Origin of the sequence: Terribium retamae (genome assembly GCF_022347545.1) — a bacterium.
Lineage (GTDB): Bacteria > Pseudomonadota > Alphaproteobacteria > Rhizobiales > Rhizobiaceae > Mesorhizobium > Mesorhizobium retamae.
In genome coordinates this window covers 41634-61069 of sequence record NZ_JAKREW010000030.1, presented here as the reverse complement: position 1 = coordinate 61069, position 19436 = coordinate 41634, and the positions used below count along the sequence as shown (strand labels likewise).

General features: G+C 61.2%; 21 protein-coding genes. 5 read left to right on the top strand and 16 right to left on the bottom strand.

Features of this window, described 5'->3' with window-relative positions; all coding sequences use genetic code 11:
• Positions 1-105: 105 nt before the first annotated feature.
• From L4923_RS22820 to L4923_RS22745, 16 genes are all read right to left on the bottom strand, one after another.
• Positions 106-558 (bottom strand): CopG family transcriptional regulator, encoded by a 453-nt coding sequence (locus L4923_RS22820; protein ID WP_239369397.1) that lies wholly within the window; start codon positions 556-558, stop codon positions 106-108.
• A 3-nt stretch (positions 559-561) separates the two neighbouring features.
• A complete protein-coding gene (locus L4923_RS22815) occupies positions 562-2553 on the bottom strand; it encodes a conjugal transfer protein TraG (protein ID WP_239369396.1) in 1992 nt (663 codons plus the stop codon).
• Positions 2554-2584: 31 nt separating this feature from the next.
• A complete protein-coding gene (locus L4923_RS22810; protein WP_239369395.1) occupies positions 2585-4348 on the bottom strand; it encodes a relaxase/mobilization nuclease domain-containing protein in 1764 nt (587 codons plus the stop codon).
• A gap of 250 nt (positions 4349-4598) precedes the next feature.
• Positions 4599-5381: a lytic transglycosylase domain-containing protein gene (locus tag L4923_RS22805; RefSeq protein ID WP_239369394.1), complete on the bottom strand. Its 783-nt coding sequence runs from the start codon at positions 5379-5381 to the stop codon at positions 4599-4601.
• Positions 5382-5384: 3 nt separating this feature from the next.
• Positions 5385-5723 (bottom strand): DUF736 domain-containing protein, encoded by a 339-nt coding sequence (locus tag L4923_RS22800; protein ID WP_239369393.1) that lies wholly within the window; start codon positions 5721-5723, stop codon positions 5385-5387.
• A 68-nt stretch (positions 5724-5791) separates the two neighbouring features.
• The gene (locus tag L4923_RS22795; RefSeq protein WP_239369392.1) at positions 5792-6337 is read right to left on the bottom strand and encodes a S26 family signal peptidase; all 546 of its coding nucleotides are present in this window, start codon (positions 6335-6337) and stop codon (positions 5792-5794) included.
• Positions 6334-6855: a DUF2840 domain-containing protein gene (locus L4923_RS22790; protein ID WP_239369391.1), complete on the bottom strand. Its 522-nt coding sequence runs from the start codon at positions 6853-6855 to the stop codon at positions 6334-6336. Before L4923_RS22790 ends, L4923_RS22795 begins: the two co-directional genes overlap by 4 nt.
• Positions 6852-7106: a hypothetical protein gene (locus tag L4923_RS22785; RefSeq protein ID WP_239369390.1), complete on the bottom strand. Its 255-nt coding sequence runs from the start codon at positions 7104-7106 to the stop codon at positions 6852-6854. Before L4923_RS22785 ends, L4923_RS22790 begins: the two co-directional genes overlap by 4 nt.
• Positions 7103-7741, bottom strand: a complete 639-nt coding sequence (gene parA / locus L4923_RS22780; RefSeq protein WP_239369389.1) for a ParA family partition ATPase — start codon at positions 7739-7741, stop codon at positions 7103-7105. The genes L4923_RS22785 and parA overlap by 4 nt, the downstream gene beginning before the upstream one ends.
• Positions 7738-8916, bottom strand: coding sequence for a replication initiator protein A (locus L4923_RS22775; RefSeq protein ID WP_239369388.1), 1179 nt, complete (start codon positions 8914-8916; stop codon positions 7738-7740). Before L4923_RS22775 ends, parA begins: the two co-directional genes overlap by 4 nt.
• 19 nt (positions 8917-8935) lie before the next feature.
• Positions 8936-9217 carry a helix-turn-helix transcriptional regulator gene (locus L4923_RS22770; protein WP_239369387.1) on the bottom strand — a complete coding sequence of 94 codons (282 nt, stop codon included), beginning with the start codon at positions 9215-9217 and terminating at the stop codon, positions 8936-8938.
• A gap of 135 nt (positions 9218-9352) precedes the next feature.
• On the bottom strand, positions 9353-9679 hold the full coding sequence (locus tag L4923_RS22765) for a DUF2285 domain-containing protein (RefSeq protein ID WP_239369386.1): 327 nt from the start codon (positions 9677-9679) through the stop codon (positions 9353-9355).
• 196 nt (positions 9680-9875) lie between these two features.
• Positions 9876-10124: a transcriptional regulator domain-containing protein gene (locus tag L4923_RS22760; protein ID WP_239369385.1), complete on the bottom strand. Its 249-nt coding sequence runs from the start codon at positions 10122-10124 to the stop codon at positions 9876-9878.
• A 114-nt stretch (positions 10125-10238) separates the two neighbouring features.
• Complete coding sequence (locus L4923_RS22755; protein ID WP_239369384.1) at positions 10239-10502, bottom strand: DNA -binding domain-containing protein; 264 nt, start codon at positions 10500-10502, stop codon at positions 10239-10241.
• 100 nt (positions 10503-10602) lie between these two features.
• Positions 10603-10857, bottom strand: a complete 255-nt coding sequence (locus L4923_RS22750) for a helix-turn-helix domain-containing protein (RefSeq protein ID WP_239369383.1) — start codon at positions 10855-10857, stop codon at positions 10603-10605.
• Positions 10858-11084: 227 nt separating this feature from the next.
• Positions 11085-11486 (bottom strand): single-stranded DNA-binding protein, encoded by a 402-nt coding sequence (locus L4923_RS22745; RefSeq protein WP_239369382.1) that lies wholly within the window; start codon positions 11484-11486, stop codon positions 11085-11087.
• A gap of 947 nt (positions 11487-12433) precedes the next feature.
• Between L4923_RS22745 and L4923_RS22740 the strand changes: the two genes are divergently transcribed.
• The 5 genes from L4923_RS22740 to L4923_RS22720 all read left to right on the top strand — a co-directional run bounded on the left by L4923_RS22740 (position 12434) and on the right by L4923_RS22720 (position 19314).
• Positions 12434-13681 carry a dienelactone hydrolase family protein gene (locus L4923_RS22740; RefSeq protein ID WP_239369381.1) on the top strand — a complete coding sequence of 416 codons (1248 nt, stop codon included), beginning with the start codon at positions 12434-12436 and terminating at the stop codon, positions 13679-13681.
• 242 nt (positions 13682-13923) lie between these two features.
• Positions 13924-15351, top strand: coding sequence for a purine-cytosine permease family protein (locus L4923_RS22735; RefSeq protein WP_239369380.1), 1428 nt, complete (start codon positions 13924-13926; stop codon positions 15349-15351).
• Positions 15352-15441: 90 nt separating this feature from the next.
• Complete coding sequence (locus tag L4923_RS22730) at positions 15442-16581, top strand: zinc-binding dehydrogenase (RefSeq protein ID WP_239369379.1); 1140 nt, start codon at positions 15442-15444, stop codon at positions 16579-16581.
• 262 nt (positions 16582-16843) lie between these two features.
• A complete protein-coding gene (locus L4923_RS22725; protein ID WP_239369378.1) occupies positions 16844-17830 on the top strand; it encodes a PhnD/SsuA/transferrin family substrate-binding protein in 987 nt (328 codons plus the stop codon).
• Between the two features lie 14 nt (positions 17831-17844).
• Positions 17845-19314: an aldehyde dehydrogenase family protein gene (locus L4923_RS22720; protein WP_239369377.1), complete on the top strand. Its 1470-nt coding sequence runs from the start codon at positions 17845-17847 to the stop codon at positions 19312-19314.
• The last annotated feature ends 122 nt before the right edge of the window (positions 19315-19436 follow it).

Below are 19436 nucleotides of genomic sequence, written 5' to 3'. Positions count from 1 at the left end.
ATGCAGATTGTCGCAAAAATCAGGCGCGAAATTCGGACTTTTGCGCCTGATTTTTGTGACAGAAATTCGGCCAAGTTTTCAATGTCGCCGATTTTGTAGCAAATGTTAGGACTCCTGAGCGACTTGGTCTTCGGATGGCGTTGGCGACTGATCGTCATCAGCAACATCGTCCGGGATCTCACGCAGGAAGTTCTGACCCTTCTGCAGGCGTCGGCCCAGCGTCTCGATGAAGCCCTCGTACCGTTCGCGGCCCTTGGCCTGAGCGGCAGCCTGCGCCTCGCCGGTCAGCGGCGGCGTGACGGACAGCCAGAATCGGACGAACAGGGCAAGCGTTTCGGCCGTGACGCCGAGATCGCGTTCCAGCCGCTGCACCTGCCTCGTCAGCCGGTCGAGACGGCGGGTGAGCGCGGCCTCACGCTTGTCAGCGCCGTCTGGTGACAGGAAGGAGGCGACTGCCGCCTCGACGATCGCCGAGCGCGAGATCTTCTTGCGGTCGGCGAGATCGGCGATCTGGCGTAGCAGGTCGGGCGGAAAGTACACATTCATCCGGTCGCGCATGACTCAAAGATCCATATTGTCGTTGGGGTCCAAGGCGACCTGGCGCGCGATGCCACTCATCTGGCGGCGGAGTGCCTGCCGTTGGCGCGCTGCATCCTCCGGCTCGTCATCGAGCAGAGCCGAGAATTCCTCGGACGGGTTCTGATCGGTCGTTTCCTTGACGATGGCGACGTGATCGGGAAGTTCCGGCTCCCGACGCAACCCGCTATTGGCGGCGTCCTGTTCCGCCTTCTGGATCTCGGTCAGCAGGGCGTCGTCGGGCACCTGCGGCTTCAGTTCCGTCCAGGCGTCCTTTCGCGTGGTTCGTCTGGTCCTGGCCGGGTCCGGCGGCGGCAGCACACGCTCGTTGAAGCGCTTGTCCTCAAAATAGCGCGCCTTGTTGGCTCGGATCGGCGGGGTGGCCGCCAGCATGACGATTTCATCATTGGGCGGTAGCTGCATGATCTCGCCAGGCGTCAACAGTGGTCGTGCCGTTTCCGAGCGCGAGACCATCAGGTGGCCGAGCCAGGGTGAAAGACGATGACCGGCGTAGTTCTTCATCGCCTTCATCTCGGTGGCTGTACCGAGCGCATCCGACACGCGCTTGGCGGTCCGCTCGTCGTTGGTGGCAAAGCTGACGCGCACATGGCAGTTGTCGAGGATCGAGTTGTTGGCGCCGTAGGCCTTTTCGATCTGGTTGAGCGACTGGGCGATGAGGAATGCCTTCATGCCGTAGCCGGCCATGAAGGCGAGCGCGCTCTCGAAGAAGTCGAGACGGCCAAGCGCCGGAAATTCGTCGAGCATCATCAGCACGCGATGGCGCCGCGCCTTGGTATGCAGATCCTCGGTAAGCCGCCGGCCGATCTGGTTGAGCACCAGACGGATCAGCGGCTTGGTGCGCGAGATGTCCGAGGGAGGCACCACGAGATAGAGGGTGGCTGGTCGCTCGTCCTCGATCAGGTCGGCGATGCGCCAGTCACAGCGCCGCGTCACCTCGGCGACGACGGGATCGCGATAGAGGCCGAGGAACGACATGGCGGTCGAGAGCACGCCGGATCGTTCGTTGTCGGATTTGTTCAAGAGCTCGCGAGCGGTCGAGGCAATGACCGGATGTGGACCGGTTTCGCCCAGATGCGGTGTGGTCATCATTGCCGCCAGCGTCGTCTCGATCGGGCGCTTGGGGTCGGACAGGAATCCGGCGACGCCGGCCAATGTCTTGTCCTTCTCGGCATAGAGGACATGAAGGATCGCGCCGACCAGCAGGGAGTGGCTGGTCTTTTCCCAGTGATTGCGCTTCTCCAGCGAGCCTTCGGGATCGACGAGCACGTCGGCGACGTTCTGGACGTCGCGAACCTCCCATTCGCCGCGGCGCACCTCGAGCAGCGGATTGTAGGCCGCCGATTTCGGGTTGGTCGGATCGAACAGCAGCACCCGGCCATGCTGCGATCGGAAGCCGGCTGTGAGTTGCCAGTTCTCGCCCTTGATGTCGTGGACGACGACGGAGCCGGGCCAGGTCAACAGAGTCGGGACGACGAGGCCGACGCCCTTGCCGGATCGGGTCGGCGCGAAGCACAGGACATGCTCTGGTCCGTCGTGGCGAAGATAGTCGCGATCGAGCTTGCCGAGCACCACGCCATCGGGGTTGAGCAGACCCGCGGCCTTGACCTCCTGTGGCTTCGCCCAACGGGCCGAGCCGTAGGTCTCGATGTTCTGCTGTTCGCGTGCGCGCCAGACCGACATGCCGATGGCGACGGCGATGGCGATGAAGCCGCCGGACGCGGCGATGATCCCGCCTTTGGCGAAAATGTCGGGCGCATAGGCATCGAAGAAATACCACCACCAGAAGATGGCGGGCGGGTAGTAGATGGGCACCCCGCCGAGGACGAACCAGGGCGTGCCGAGTTGGGCCTGAAACCCGAGGCTCCAGGCGACATATTGCGTTGCGCCCCAGGTCGTGAACAGCACGATCAGAAAGACGGTGAGGATCTGACCCCAGAGGATTTTCGTGGCGGACATCAGACGGGTCCTTTCTTGTGGATTGTGGTGGTCACAGGCCGAGCCCCCGCTGACGGCCGAGGCTCCATTCGATGCCGCCGCCGGACTTGGCGACGCCGGCGATGTGCTGGCCGAGTTTCTTTTCGAGCGGCGGGGTCCAGGGCACGAGCTGGAAGCCCAATCCGTTGTCGATCATGGCGAAGCGGCCAGAGGTGAGCGCCACGCGCTGGCGATAGACGCCGGCGACATGCTCGCCTGCCTGCGCCTTCTGGAACGGCAGGCCGGCCTCCGCCTGGAGCTTTGCGCCGACGCTGTCGAGCTCACGCTGGCGGAGCGTGTTGAGGAGGTCGCGCTGCAAGATGATGCGTTGACCCTGCCGCCGCGCCAGACCTTCCTCGGCCAGATGTTCGGCGCGCGCCTTCATGGCGTCGCGCACCTCCGCGCCGAAGCCGCCCATGGACATGGGCATCGCCTCGCGCTCGACCAGACGATGATCGAGCCAGGTCGCGCCCGGCGCCGTGATCTGCCGGTTGAGATCGAAGTCTGATCGGTTGGCGAGCGCCAGTGTCGGGCGGGGATCGTCCGGGCCGCCGAAGCGGCGCACCTCGACGATGCCGCCGATGGGCGGGGAATGCTCGAAGGCTTCGATGCCGCGGAAACGGACATGATGGGCGCGGCCATCCGTGCCGTCGATCACGGCGTAAGCTTCGCCGGTCAGCTCATCATGCAGGCCGCGATCGACGAGGCGGCCGATGATCGGAGAGCCGGCGCTGGCGCTGTCGATCGCATAGTCGCTAAAGCCGCGATCCTGTCCGCGCTCGGTGAAGGCGCGGTGCATGGTCTTGATGATGTCGCCGCGCATGCCGAGATCGCGCAGGGTTCGTTCGGCCTCCAGCCCGACTGTCCACTCGCCGGGAGCGCCTTGAGCGGCGAGGCCCATTTTCTCCAGATGCTGGAGCCTGCCGACCATCAGGCGGCGCAGCGATGGATCGGACTTGCCGGATGCCTCCGGCCGCAGATCGATGAAGCCGGTCTCGTCGGCGGCGATGCGGATCTCGACATCGAGCCGCGTCCAGCGTTCGGCGGTGACTTCCTTTTCCAGCGCGTTGCGGATTTCGTGTTCGGGCTTGGGACCGAGTTCGAGCGAGACCAGATCCTCGGCGCGCGAGCGCAGGCCGCGGCTGATATAATCGCGCGAGATCACAAGATCGGCGCCGGTCTGATCGACGCCGCGCACCAAGAGATGCACATGGGGATTGTCGGTGTTCCAGTGATCGACGGCGACCCAGTCGAGCTTGGTGCCGAGATCGGATTCCATCTGGCTGGCGAGGTCGCGGGTGAATTCGCGCAGGTCGGTCATCTCGCCGGAATCCTCGGGCGAGACGATGAAGCGGAAGTGATGCCGGTCATCCTTGCAGCGATCGGAGAAGGCAAGATCATCGGCGCGCTCGTTCGTCGCGTCGAACATCACGCCCTTCTCCCCATCCCGGCTGACGCCCTCGCGTTTGAGGTAGGCGAGATGGGCCGAGAGCGGCGCCGAGCGGAACGACTTGCCCTGGTGGCGGACGACGCGCGCCTTCACCACGACGCGGCGCGATGCGCTGAAGATGCGCGAGCGGCTGAAGCTGGTTCGTCCACGGCCGAAGGTCGAGAGACCGCGGCTGGCCCCGCGCTTGGCTGTTCGCACCTCGCCTGAGCTGTGGCCTGCCTTCTTTGCGGCCCGCAGCACCTGGTTGATGAAGCTCTTCGGCTTGCCGGCGCGGGTGGATTTGATGCGTCCAGGCCGGACGCGGAACTCGCTGTCGCCCTCGCTCATGGGAAGGCCCCCTCAGAGAGGGCAAGCGGGCACAGTGCCGAAAACAGCGTTGAAAACGCGAAACAAATCAGAAAAAGCGGCACGCGACTCGACCGACCGGCACGCCAAAAGCCAAGCCATGTCAATGGTTTGAGCGAATCTGGCGAGGTCCTTTTATCTGGCCGTCCTGCTGTCGTTGCTCCCCGCTCCCCCCTCCATCCCGCACAGCCCTCTCCAGACCACGCCACGCCGCGCCATTGTGCGAAGCCCCTCATGGCCGTTCTCCCCCACCGGAACGGGCGACGAACAGGCCGCCTGATTGTGGTGCAATGGCTGGTTCACGACCTGCCGAAGGTGCCGCCGAAATGTCGCCGGATTGCTGTTTGGATGTCGCTTGATTGGCATCCAGACTGCGCGCGGAAGGCGAGACGAAGAGCGGTGCGCGACGCCATGCATGCGGACCGGCGGCAGCGGCGGCGATGTTTCCCGGCGCGACAGGGGCAATTCCTCCGACGCCGATCATCGGCGCGAGCGTGGCGACATAGGCGCGGGTTTCGGTCGGGAGGGGACGGCCCGCGAGATATTCCTCGTAGCGTTCGGGACCGGCATTGTAGGCCGCAAGGAAGCCCAGCGAACCGTAGCGGTCGAGCATCTCGCGCAAATAGGCGGTGCCTGCGAGGATGTTGTCGCGGGGATCGTAGGGATCGCGGCCGAGACCGTAGCGGACGCGCAGTTCCGCCCAGGTGCCCGGCATGACCTGCATCAGGCCCATGGCGCCCGCCGACGACACGGCCCGCACGTCGTCGGCGCTTTCGACACGCCGAACTGCCCTGATCCAGTGCGCGGGAATGCCGAAGCGTTGCGAGGCTTCCGTCACGAAGGCGGCATAGGGATCGCGCGACGATTGCTCGGCCGATGGCGCGCTCTGCGCCTGAACGGCGAGCGGCGGAGCGACGAAGGTCAGGCCGGAAAGGAGAAAGAGGATGATGCGCCGGGCAGCGCTGGGCCGCCCGGCTGACATCGGCGATGCGGGGTTCGTGTGAGCGATCCGCATTATCTATTCCCGTTCACCGCGCTTCTGAGGACGGCTCCAGTGCAGTGACCATGAGCTCGCATCCGCGCCGTTCTGGAACAGGCGCGCGCGGACCGGCTGCGCGAACGTGGGATCGTCGATCAGCAGCGACAGATACTCGCCGGCCTTCTCGCTGGACTCGGTCCAGGCCGCGCCGATCTCCGGGCCATTGTCATCCGAGCCGAGATGGACACGATAGTTCGGTGCTTTCTCTGCGTCCGAGGGTTCGACGGGAACAATGCTGAGTTCGCATGCGAGTGCGAGCGTTTGGATGCGCCCGGTGAAGCCGGTTTCCTCGCGGGTGAATTCGCCGATCTGGGGCATAGTGGGTTCCTTTCAGTTTGCGGTGGAGGGGGATGTGGCGAGCAGTGGGGCCGGTGAAGGCAGCGCGTTCACCGCGTTGCCGCCCGCCATTCGAAGCGGCCTTCGCCGTCCTCGTCGGTCCACAAGGGAACCGCGCGGCCGATGACCGAACTGGCCGGGATCGGACCGAAGTAGCGCCCGTCGAGACTGTCGGGCACGTCCCAGTTCATCAGGAAGATTTCGCCCTCGGCGACGATGCGGCAGCCCTGCCAGTCAGGCAGCGGGCGGCCAAAGCGGTCGCGCTCAAGCGCTGTTCCCATTTCCACGCCGTCGACAGTGATGAGGACGCCGGCACGGCAGACGGTCTGTCCAGGAAGGCCGAGCACGCGCTTCAGGAGCGGCGTGTCGCGTGGCAGGTATCCGCCCACGGCAAGGAAGCTGGCGATCGGTTCGGGAGCATCGACCGCGACCAGATCGGTGACCTCCAGGCGGCCGGTTGGCTCGATCGCGTAGAAGCCGATCGGCGTGCTGGCCGAGGCGTTCCAGATGAGTTTGGTCGGCGCGTCGATCCACGTTGAAACCGCGATGGCGCTGGTCGCCACGAAGGTCGCCATCACCCATTTAAGGTCGGTCATGGTGCGATCCTCCGGCGCTTGAGCCACGCCTGATGCTGGTCGCGCGTGTAGGTGCGCGGCTCGTGGCCGGCGGTCAGCCGGTTGTGAACATGGCGCCAGTAGTCGGGCGCTGCGTCGGCTGGATCGAGCTTCAGCGCCTCGATGGCGTCGGCGAGCTGGAGGACGCGCTCGACCTTGGGCCAGCTCTCGATCTTGAGCAGGATGTCGCCGCCGGGACGCACGAAGGGCAGCGTCTGATAGGGTTGACCGGGCTCGACGGCGCGCACGATATCGATGCGTGAGATGATCGTGCCAAAGTCGTTGGAGGCCCAGCGGACGAAGGCGAAGATCGTGTCGGGCCGGAAGGAAAGCACGCGCCGACGACAGTCGAGGATCGTTTCCTGCGCGTGCCGGCCGAACCTGATCCAGTATTCGATCTGCTTTTCCACCCAGGTCAGCTCGACATGGGTGAGACGGTCGGATGGAGCGGGCGACGGCATCGGGCCGCCGCGCATGCGGGGTGCCGCGATGCCGGTCATGACGGGTCTCCTGGTGGCGGGGGGAATTCGCGCGCGAGCAGTTCGCGCAGCATGTCGGCGACGGTGACGCCGCGCTGGAAGGCGGTGATCTTGATGCGGCCGCGCAGGTCCGGCGTGACGTCGATGGTCAGCCGGGCGGTGAAGCCGACGCCGGATGACGGGCCAGACGGCGGCTGATCAGCAGCCTTGATCCATCCGTCGGGATCTGTGGGACGAGCGACAAAGCCGCGCCGTGACGTGGTTTTGCTCATGGCGCCAGTCTCCCGACGTCCGCCGCGAAGGCGGCGATCTCGCGGGCGGCCATGCTGTCGTGATCGGCTTCGAACACCAGGCGGCCGGACTGCGCCGTGTCCGCGAAGGCAACGCGCTGGCCGATGGTCGCCGGCAGCAAAGGCGGATCGTGGTCGACGAGCGTCTCAGCCGTCACGCGGGCGATCACCGTGCGCGCGCCACAACGATTGAGCACGAAGCGGGCGATGAGCTGCGGGCGGTAGATGCACGCCTCGGCAAGCAGCGCCAGCATCTCGGCCGATGCCCAGCCATCGAGGGGTGATGGCTGCACCGGAATCAGGACGACATCGGCGGCAAGCAACGCCGAGCGCATCAGGCCGGCGACACGCGGCGGCCCGTCGATGACGACGTGATCGGCGTCACGAGTAAGTTCCGGCGCTTCACGGTGCAGCGTGTCCCGCGCCAGACCGACGACGCCGAACAGGCGTGGCAGAGCCTCGCGGCTGCGCTGCTGGGACCAGTCGAGAGCCGAGCCTTGCGGGTCGGCGTCGATCAGGGTGACGCGCCTGCCTTCAGCCGCCCATTGACCGGCGAGATGCAGCGCCAGTGTCGTCTTGCCGACGCCACCTTTTTGATTGAGGAGCGCGACGATCATTCCGCGCCTCCCGGCTTACCGCCGAAGGAGAGTTGCGGAGGTTCACAAGAAGAGGAGGCCGTAAAAGCGGATTTACGGAAAGACGTAACGGGTGTATTGCTTCCGGAGCGTGATGATCTTTCGGCGTTTTCTGACCCGTCTTGGATGTTGTTGTTGTCGTTGTTTTCCACATCGCGCGCGCGCTCTTCAAGGTTAGACTGTTTGTTAGACTCTAAGTTAAGGGCGCGATTTCGTCTTTTATTTCCGGAGCGTATACCCTGTTTGGGTTCCCGTTGGCACGAGGGGCCGGTTCCGGATAGCACGCGTCGGCGGGTTCCGGATGGCACGAACGAATCCACAGCCTGTCCACAGGGCGGAGACGGCTCAAAGGCAAGCAGCGTCCGGCCACCAAGTTCGACCTCAAGTAACAGAGCGTAGCCGGGCAAAGGCTGGCGCCGGATGATGTCGCGGAGCTCGAAAGCGAAGCGCTTGAATGGCGACAGGCTGCCGGATTTCTGGTGAAGGTGACGAAAGTCGAAACGCCACCCCTTGCGCTGGCGGCCGCCATGCTTGCGCACGATCCGGTAGAGCCAGCGCTCAAGACCGCCCGTCAGCTCGAAATAGGTCCGATCGATGGTGAGCACCAGCGCATCATCGAGGACTGCCCGGTAGAACCAGTCGGGTACGATCAATTCGATTCCGTCCGACTTGCCGTTGCGGTCCGTTCGCTCCTTCCACTCGTTGATCCACGAGAAGCGGTGACGACGTCCTTCAGCGGGCTGGCGGATCGTCGTCGAGACGGTCGTGGATTGAAGGCGATCGAGAGCGGCCTTGAGCCGTTGGTAGTCGCGCAAGCTCGTACCGCGTCCGATGAACTTCAGGATTTCGTAAGGGGTGGCGGCCATCAGGCGCGAGGTGCGCAGACCCTTGTCGCGTGCTTCGACGATCTGACTGGCGGCCCAGATCAGGATGTCGGCGTCCCAGATCGTGGCCATGCCATGATCGGGTACGGCCTCGACACGGATCGAGATGTCGCCGGCCACGAAATCGATCGGGGCGGTGCGGTGGCTCTTGGAGAGGGAAAAGAACGGATAGGCCATGAGATCCTGCGCGTCTCTTGGCGCGAAGTCGCCTGGGAGCGCGTAGAACAGATCGAGCTGTCCGCGCTCCGGGGATGGGCGATGCCGCGCCGTCATTGTGGGGGAGCCGGGAGGTTCAGCGGGCGTGGCGGCCGGCATGGACTGCCGGCATGGCTTCGTGCCGCTTGGCCGGCAGGACGCTGCCCCGCGGATCCGACGTTGAGGTAACGGCGCCGCGTCCGGCCCAGGCTTGCAGTTCGTCAACGGCGTAGACGACACGGCCGCCGAGCTTGCGATAGGCGGGACCGGTTCCGTAGGTGCGGTGCTTTTCGAGGGTACGTGCTGACAGGCTGAGGAATTCGGCCGCTTCCTTGGTGCGCAGGAAGCGCGGCGGCAGGGTAGCGAGATCGGCTCTCATGGTGGCCTCCGTGGGGGTTCTCTGAAACCGCTGGTGTTCAGCGGTGGACGAGGGCCACGATGGCGAAGAAGAATTGGTTGGGGGGAGTGCGAATTTTAGGAGGCTAAAATCGCACCCCCCTGATCGTGGAAAAGGCTAGGAACGGCGGCGATGGCGCAGGAGCTTGCGATAACCGCCGTCGATCATGGCGAAGCCATCCTTGACCAGATCAAGAACAGCATCGCGCAGTGCTGATGTTTTCCAGGGATCGTGTGCGACCCGCTCAACGCCGAAGATGACTTTGGCAATCTCGCGATAGTCGGCGCCATTCATGCGGCCATCGACGGCGCGGAGCATATTTTTGAGACGACGACGCTGCTGCACCGTCATACGGGTATCAGACGGAACAGAGAGTCCGTGGAGGCTGCGCCACAGGCGCGTAAAGGCCTGGATGCGGTCGAGACCATGGGCATCGAGCGGCACGAAAGCGCCAATCGGGTCGTCCGGCCGCAGGTCGGGGAGCGCGATCAGACGGACACGGCCGCTCTCGGTGAAACAAGCAATGTGCAGGCCTTCGATTGCGGCCTGCTGATGGATGGAACGAATATCCGCCAGGAAGCGAGGATCGGTCAGCGTCAGGTCCGGAGCCGGTCCGATATGCAGGATGCTGGTATCGGCCTCAGGCGTCCAGAATACAGGCTGATCGAGCGCGCTCAGGCTTGGCCGGGCGGCGAAATCGCAGACCCCACCGATGCCCTATCGTTTCGGACTTGTCGGAGCCCGCCGGTCCACGCGCCAAAGTACCGGCGAAATCCTTCTGGTAATCCCTGTTGCGGCGCAAGCATTCCCATGCCAGATCGTCGACGCCGATCTCATCCATGAAGTCATACGTTGATGATGTCTGCCATTCTCTCGCATCGGGCAGCATTGGCGTCTCCCCCGTGACTGAGTACACGTCAGACGAGCATTGATTCCGAAAGCTCAATAGCTTGTGAAGTCTGATCGATGACAACAGGTGTTGTCGCGACGACAACGCCTGACTTCAGTGCGGCAGGCCGCGGCGCAATTGCCGATAGCCATGCTCAGTCATCCAGTGGGCGCGAGCCAGATGGCTGTCATGAACGCGGCGGGCGCGCTCCGGTTCGGTCCTGGCGCAAATTCCAAAAAGGACTTCGACCGCTTCCTGCCATTCGGCGCCGTCCGCCTCGGCGTCGAGCAGCCGCATGTAAAGCTTGACGTGTTGCCGGTCATATTCGGTAAGGGCGGGGCCGCAGGGAGCTTCGTCGAGGAAGTCGATAGTCGTCATGGAGAGCTACACCGTGCTCTTTCTCAAGGAAACAGAACGGCTAATATTACAACAATGTGATGACGGATGGGCGACAGCGGCCTTGAAACCCGCAGCGGGTTTACTGGCGGCGTTCTGCTGTTTCCTGTACATCGACCAACATCACCCCTTCGTTACGCCCGGAATTGATGAAGGCAATGCCTCCCGCTTCCAGGGCTCTGCGCACCTGATCGCTGGTGCTTTCAAACACGCGCAGACCCGTCGCGGACTCCATGCGTTTAAGCGCGGTCAGCGAAACTCTGGCCCTGTCAGCGAGCATCTCCTGTGTCCAGCCCAGCAGTGCGCGCGCGGCCCGTGTTTGTCGGGCGGTGATCATGCATGATCACCTCCCACCGGCACCAACCGTCACGCCAGAACTACGGCTATAATAGCCGTAGTTTATAGGGAAAGCGACCTGTAATCGCTGCTTTGCCCGGCCAGCGACCGGGAGCGGTTCGCGGGTGATTCGGTCATTGCTGACGCCGTGGCCAGGCTCTTTTGCGCAACCTTCGCGATGCAGAGAAGGGCCCGGCGGCGCGCGCCGCCGGGTTTTTTGGCTCCGTCTCAGAACGGGATGTCCTGGTCATCGACGAACTTGCCGTCATCGGCTTCGGTCTGCTTCGCCCGGCTCAGGAAGTCCACCGTTTCGGCGATGATCTCGCAGCCGTAGCGGTCGTTGCCCTGCTGATCGGTCCACTTGGTGTAGTGAATGCGGCCGCGGACCAGTACCTTCATGCCCTTCTCGCAATATTGCTGGATCGTCTTGCCGAGGCCGTTGAAGGCGGTGATGCGGTGCCATTCGGTGTCTTGAACCCGATAGCCGTTTTCGTCCCGAACAACCTTGCCTTCAGAATAGCGAGGGCGCGAGGTGGCCAGCGTGAAGTGGGTGATCTTGGTGCCGCCCTGGGTGGTGCGGGTTTCGGGCTCCTGACCGATGTTACCGGCGAGAATGACGATGTTCTGCATTTGATGTCTCCGTTGCTTCAGTCCGAGGGACCGTCCCTCCGACGAGACCCGGCCAAGTCCCGTCGGGAGACACCCGCATCGACGCCTTCGCGGAGACCAGACCCCCAAGGCCTGGAGTGGTGCGGGCAGGCGCTTTGCGCCAACTCGGTCCGGAGCTGCGGGGTTGCTGGTGGAAACCGAACGGGCTTAGGGGATCAGTCAGTTGGAGGGATAAGTCCTTCGGCAAAGCTCTTCGGAGACGACAGCAGGCCCATTGTCCTGCCGGCACAAACATTGGACCATGGTCCTGAAGCCCACTGTTCGACGCGACCCAAATAGCTGAAACGATAGGTCGCCCGCTTTCCCGAAACGGGCGTGAAGGTAAGGACCGCGTGGGCCGCCGGGACAGGAACGCCCCGGTACCTCTTCGGCTCAGCGGCTCAATGCCGGCATAGCATTCGGGAAGGAATGAAAAGATGGATAGCGAAACCGGACACCACCACCGTGGAGCAGCCTTGAAGGCCATCGCGCTACTCGACAAAGATCGATGACGACAGCGGCGGCCCTAGCTTGAGGAGAGTGCAAAAAGGGAGCGCAATAATAGGCCGACCAACAGTGGTGGCGACCTCGTTGAACCGGCTGACGTCATACGAATGTCGTTGCACACGTTGAGGTGCCCGGCCCGAACATCGGCGTGAGGCTCTCGGCCTCGGAAAGGGCCATGACCCCGGACGATGGCGGAACGAAACTGGATTGACAGCTACCCGCAATCAAAGGGCCGATTCGCAGCGAGCCTGTTGTTCAGAGATAGTTCCGTTTCGCGCTGTCTCAGCGCACCGAGCTGTTCGCGGCTTCCAGATTCCCGTTGACACATAGAAACTTATATGAAGAATTCAATTATGAATTTATGATGAGGTTGGCGCCGCGGCAGTGAACGCCGTAACTGCCGGCGCCCTAGGAGGATCAGCATGACGGGACAATGGATTGAACTCACCACCGCTGACGGCGGGGCCTTCAAAGGATATTTGTCAGTCCCGGCATCTGGCTCTGGGCCGGGCATTGTATTGTTGCAGGAGATATTTGGCGTCAACGCCTCGATGCGTAGTGTAGCTGACTACTACGCGGAAGAGGGTTACGTCGTTCTAGTTCCTGATTTGTTCTGGCGACTTGAAGCTGGTGTGGATTTGACCTACGCAGACGCCGATGTTGCCAAGGCAATGGGGTTCAATCAGCGCTTTGATGTCGAGCGAGGGGTTGAGGACGCCGCCTCCGCCCTGGCTGTGCTGCGTGCTCGCCCAGAGTGCACGGGCAAAGTCGGTGCGCTTGGCTTCTGTCTGGGGGGCAGGCTCGCTTATCTGATGGCTGCTCGAACTGATATCGATTGCGTTGTCAGCTATTATGGTGTCGGTATTGATACACATCTTGCCGAAGCCCAGTCAGTGCGCTGTCCGATCGTATTCCACTTCGCTGAACTTGATCGCTTTGTGCCGGAGGAGTCTCGCGCACGCATTCAAGAGGCGTTTGCGCATCGTCCCGACGCCGAGCTCTATTCTTATGCTGATTGCGATCACGCCTTTGCGTCCCCGGAGCGCGTAAGCTTCAACAAGTCCGCGAGCCTGATGGCCCACTCGCGCTCGATCGCCTTGTTCCGCAAGGTGATGGGTCCGAACTATGACCTTGACAGCCTGTGGCAACGCCACAGCGACCTTGAGTTCATCGAGCGTGATGTTGATGCGACTATGGCGACGATGGTACCGCAGCCTTACGTCAACCACATTCCGACCTTGACCGGTGGTGTTGGGTATCGCGACCTTCACCGGTTCTATAAGAACCACTTCATCCCGAAGAATCCGCAAAACGCGAAGGTAATCCCGGTTTCCCGCACCATTGGCGCGGATCGTATTGTCGACGAGTGTCTGCTCTGCTTCACGCACGACATCGAGATCGATTGGATGCTGCCGGGCGTCCCGCCAACAGGCAAATATGTCGAAGTTCCGTTGGTTGCGATCGTCCGCTTTCGTGGAGACAAGCTATACAACGAGCACATCTATTGGGATCAAGCCTCGGTCTTGGTTCAGATCGGCCTGTTGGAGCGCGGTAATCTCCCAGTGGTGGGGGCGGAATCAGCAAAAAAGCTCCTCGACGAGACGCTTCCATCGAACACGCTGATGGCCCGCTGGACGGAAAGCGCACCGGGCGCTGCTGAGCAAAACTAAAACTCATCGAATTGACGGTTCGAGAACAAGCCGCCAGCGGAGAATAGGCGGTTGGTATCAATAATCGCGTCGACTGTTCTGTCGGCGCCGAACCAAGGCACTAGACAGCGACGATCTGAATCATAGGAAGTGTCCGCGCGTCGGTGCGCTTCCTTGTCAGTAAGGCGTCCAGGAGGGGATGTTGGCGTCTTGGTTTGTAGTCAACGGATACATCCAGTGAGGCGAAAGGGAGTTGGGAGGAGATGAAAATTGACGGGAGGATGGAGGACCATGCGCTGGAGCCAGTGCCGCAGCATTTGCGGCAAGGGTGGCTAAAGCTATCCTGGAACACGGCGGGTATCGTGACCACGCTGGTTCAGCTCTTTTTGGGGGCGCTAACGACCTTTGTCGCTGGCTTCAAGATTGCGATGGCGGCGGGTGTCTTCGTGGCAGTCATTGGCTCGCTCATCGGATGGGCATGTGGGCATATTGCCTTTAAAACAGGGCTTTCCAGTACGGTTATGGCGCGCCACTACGGTTTCGGTAAGCGCGGAAGCCTGATCGGTTCGCTCATATTCGGCTTTATGATCATCGGGTTCCTGGCCCTTGAGAATGCGTTGCTCTACGCTGGTTTCCGTTTTGCGTTTGGCTTCCAGGACACATTGGCCAACAAGATCGTTGTGTATGGTCTTTTGACCGTCGCATGGATTTTCTTGACTGCCTACGGGTTCGAAGCCGTGTCGAAGGTGTCCACATATACGCTGGCCGCCTTTGTCGGGCTTTTGCTGTTCATCACCTGGAGAGTTGTGAGGTCGCACGCGGACGGTCACATTTTTGACTTTCCTGCGCTGTTTCCGCCAGAAGCCCTCGCGAGCCTTGGCGCTACGAGCGATCTTGGCAAGTTTATTTTCTGTACGAATGTACTCGTCGGCGCTGCCGGGGCGCTTGCATTGGTGGATGCAGACCTCGGTCGATACGCAAGGAGTTCGTTCGATATTGGTGCGGCTGCTGCAGTAGGCAATTTCTCGGCACAGATCTGCATGGTGTTTGTCGGCGGCGTGTTCATGTACGCGGCCATGAGCGAGCTGGTGATGTATTACACGACCGTTATGCAGATGGCTCCCGAGGCGGCGCAGAAACTGGCGATGAGCCCGGAGGGTGTGACCGCTGCCTTCCTGCTGTTCGGTGGCGGAATCGGCGTCGCACTCATGGTTCTGGCACAGGGCAAGGCACAAGTGCTGAATACCTATAGCGGCTCGCTTGCGCTTTCCAATCTATTTGACGCCATGGGACTTCGAATGAACAGGGTCGTGATGGTCGTCGTCGCGAACCTTATAGGCCTCCTGATGGTGGCGTTTGGAATATTGGACCAGTTCAACGCCTGGATCGAAATCCTCGGAGTGATTACGACTTCGTTCGCCGGGATCATGATCGTCGACTACTTCATCGTCAGCCGTAAAGTGGGAAGGAACGGTCTGGCCGGCACAGAGTTGGTCAATTGGGCCGGTGTTATTACGACAGTCGTTGCTACGATCTTGGCGCACTATGTTCTGAACAGGATCGTGACAATTCAGTTCTTCACCTCACTTGGCGTCAGTGTCGTGCTCTATCCGATTCTGCGACTGACCTTGTTCAGGTCGAGTGTTGCTGCCTGCGCCGGCAGCCCTTTGACAGAAGAACCTGTTTCGTGAATCCGCTCGCCACGCTGCGGGACAAAGAACTCGCGGACACGCGAAATGCCCCCCGGCAATCCGCAAATTGCCTGACTTTAGGAGCACCCAATGACGGAAAGCTTAGCTGCAGTCGTCACAAAATTTAAGGCGCCCGCCGAACTGTGGCGCGTTCCACTGCCGGAAATCGAGCCGTCGTCCGCCCTGATCAGGGTAGATGCTGCGACCTTGTGTGGGACAGATGCCCATCGCTGGACAGGGCACTTCACTGAGGGCGGCGGCGACCAGCCCTTTCTACAGCCTCTGACGCTGCCCTACATTCCAGGGCATGAAACATGCGGTACGATTGTGGAAACCGGGGGGGATATTGTCGACGTACTCAACGTGCCGCTGAAGCCGGGCGATCGCATCATTTCAGCCTACGCGCATTGTGGCCATTGCTACTACTGTCGCGTATCGACGCAAACGTCGTTGTGCCACGAAGTTAAGAGCTATGGGCATTCCCATCCCAGTCGGCTGATGGGGGGATGCAGCGAGTACCATTACTTTCCGCCCGGAGCACTGTTCATTCGCGTGCCGGATAACGTGGCGCCTGAAATTGCGGCCTCGGCCGCCTGCGCGCTGCGGACCGTCATGCATAGCTTTGAACAGTTGGGGTCGATATCGAGCCACGAGACGGTCTTGATTCAGGGATGCGGACCGCTTGGACTTTACGCCCTGGCGGTCGCCAAGGATCGCGGCGCCAAGAAGGTGCTGGTCATTGGTGCGCCGGCGGCGAGGTTGGAGGTTGCCGAACAGTGGGGTGCGGATCACGTACTTGACTTGACCGACGTGGCGGATCCCGAGGAGCGTGTGCGCTGGGTTCGCGATCTCACATTCGGGCGCGGTGCGGATGTTGTGTTGAATTGCGCGAATTCGCACGCGGTAGTGGAGGGCCTGCGAATGTCCCGACCCGGTGGCCGACTGGTTCAGGTCGGAATCTCGGGTGAGGGCGATGTGCGGATCTCACCCCGGCTTCTGTTTCGAGGTGTTCAGATCTTTTCCACGGTGATGGCGGGAGCCAGGCACTTCTATGAGGCCATCGAATTCGTCTCGACGCGGCAAAAGCACTTCGATTTCCACAAGCTGATCTCAAACAGATATCCGCTTGATCGGTTATCCGACGCGCTGCTGGCGATGAGCGAGTTTAGGGAAGTAAAGCCGGTCATCATGCCGCAAGTCGCCAGGGACGTACCGACGCCGGCGCTATGAACTAGCGTCGACGGCAATCTGACCGGCGGTCCTCTTGGCGCTCTTCATGGCCCCAAAGCCACCGGCTCAAACACCTACAAAGGTTTGAAATCCTTCGGCTTACCTGCCGGGCGGCCGGTTGATCGTCGATGCTACTCATACGGTGGCAGTCTGCGAAAACCTCGAGGAAATGGGCTGCAATCGCTTGTCAATCCGACAATCTATCGATAGTTTGTAATTTAAGCGGTAAAATGATCGTGTCGTCTTTGGAGGGTAGCTGTCGATGCCATTGAAACTAAATTTTGCGTGCGGTGAGTACGATCGTACCCTTCCTTTCCGGACAGGCGACATCCGGCCTGAAGGCATAGAGCTGAACTATACGCCGCAGGCTCCGGAGTTGACCTTCTACGAGCAGATGAAGGACTTGCGGTGGGACGTTTCCGAAATGTCCACGTCGGCCTATGTGCAGATGCGCGCGAAGGGACAAAACGATTTGATCGCGCTCCCCGTGTTTCCATCCCGCGTCTTTAGGCATTCCGCACTCTACGTGCGCGGGGACTCCGACATTCGGCGCCCTGAGCAGTTGCGGGGGAAGAGGGTCGGAATTGGCTGGTATCAAATGAGCGGTGCCGTGTGGTGTCGCGGAGCGTTGATGGACGACTACGGTGTCATGCCGCACGAGATCGAGTGGGTATCCGGGACCGATGTCAAAGCTGCGGCCAATACCGATCAGGTTCATCAGGCTGGCGACATGGTGGCAGGGACCAAACAGGACAAGCCACGTTTGGAGGTCATGCTGGAGAACGGCGAGATTGATGCGCTGCTATCGGTGCACAGTCCCAGGGCGATGGAGCGCAACGAAGGGACGGTGCGATACCTGTTCGAGAACTGCCGCGAAGTCGAGGAGGATTACTTTCGCAGAACCGGCATTTTCCCGATCATGCACACGATCGTTATGAAGCGCGAGATCTATGACCAACACCAGTGGGCCGCGCAAAGTCTATTTGATGCATTTGAAGAGGCAAAAAATCGTGCTGTCGCGAAGCTATACGACTTGAACGCCCTGTCCGTGGCCGTTCCATTCATTGTGCATGAAATTGAACATACGCGTCGATTGATGGGCCGGGATTACTGGCCTTTCGGCCTTGCGGCGAACAGCCATTGTATTTCTACCTTTGTCCGCCATCTGCACGACCAGGAAATCATCGCGAGCAAGCCAGACATATCCGAACTCTTCCTCGATATTAATGCGAAGAGATCTACAACTTAACGAGGGAGGAGAAGATGAGGGAGGTATCTCAGGGGCGCCTGAACGAGATTCTGCCCAAGAAGCGGGATCTCTATTACGGCGGCACGTGGCATGTGCCGCTGGGCGGCTACAGCGAAACGTTCAATCCGGGTACGGGTGAAAGCCTCGGACATTGTGCGGACGCCAATGCTGTAGACGTGAAAGCGGCGGTTTCGGCGGCCAGAAAGGCTTTCGAGACCTGGCGCTACAGCAAGCCCCTGGATCGAGCGGCGATGCTCAGGAAGGCCGCCGCAATCTTGCGTGAGAATGCCGAGGAATTGGCCCTAATCGATGCGCAGAACTGCGGCAACCCGGTAACCGAAATGGCGGGTGACGCTTTGCATGCCGCGGCCCAGATTGAATTCTTCGCAGGCTTGGTCACTGAGATCAAAGGTGAAACTATTCCCATGGGGGGTGGCGTAACCAATATGACTCTGCGCGAACCGTTGGGCGTGTGTGCTCGGATCGTCGCCTATAACCATCCTCTGATGTTCTGCGCTGGAAAATTCGCCGCGCCGATCGCCGCTGGCAATACCGTAGTCATGAAGGCGCCGCCCCAGGCGCCCTTGTCGGCGGTTCGTATGATGGAGCTGCTGGATGGGGTCTTTCCCCCCGGTGTGCTTAATGTAATCACCGGAGGTACACCATCAGGCGAAGCGCTTGTTTCGCATCCCGAAATTCCAATGGTCACACTCATCGGCAGTGTGCCCACCGGGCGCGCGATCGCAAGACAGGCGGCGAACCAACTCAAGCAAGTCATCCTTGAACTTGGTGGCAAGAACGCACTGATCGTGTATCCAGACGCCGACCTTGAGCAGGCGATCGACGGGGCAGTCCGCGGCATGAACTTTGCGTGGTGTGGGCAATCCTGCGGCTCGACTTCGCGAGTGTTTGTGCACGACGCCGTATACGATCAGGTCCTCGCCGGGATCCTTGAGAAGGTCAAGAGATACAGGCCTGGAATTCCCACCGATCGGGCCACCACGATGGGAGCACTCGTCTCTCGAGCTCATCTTGACAAGGTGCTCGGCTACATCGACGTCGCCAAGAACGAAGGGGCTGAGTTGGTGGCCGGCGGAAGCGTTCCGCAGACACCTGAGCTGCAGAACGGGTTTTATGTCGAGCCCACTGTGTTCGCTAACGTTACGAGCGAAATGCGCATTGCCCGGGAGGAAGTATTTGGCCCGGTCTTGTCAGTGCTGAAATGGCACGACGAGGAAAAGCTTTTCGCGGACGTCAACAACGTTGAGTACGGGCTGACGGGAGCGATCTTTACCAAGGATCTTGCCACTGCTCATCGCGCTGCCTCTCGAATTGAGGCAGGATTCGTTTGGATCAACCGCGCAGGGCCGCATTTCCTTGGTGCGCCTTACGGCGGTTACAAGCAATCTGGCATCGGTCGAGAAGAAAGTATCGATGAGCTGATGGCGTTCACCCAGATCAAGAACATCAATATTACATTCTAGAATTCGGGCGCTCGCATTCTGGCGAGCCACTAAAGCCCACGTCGATTTTGTAAGGGACGCCGGCGATTTCTTGCCGCGCGCAGGTCGACGCATTGCTTATCGACAATACCAAAACGGGAGGG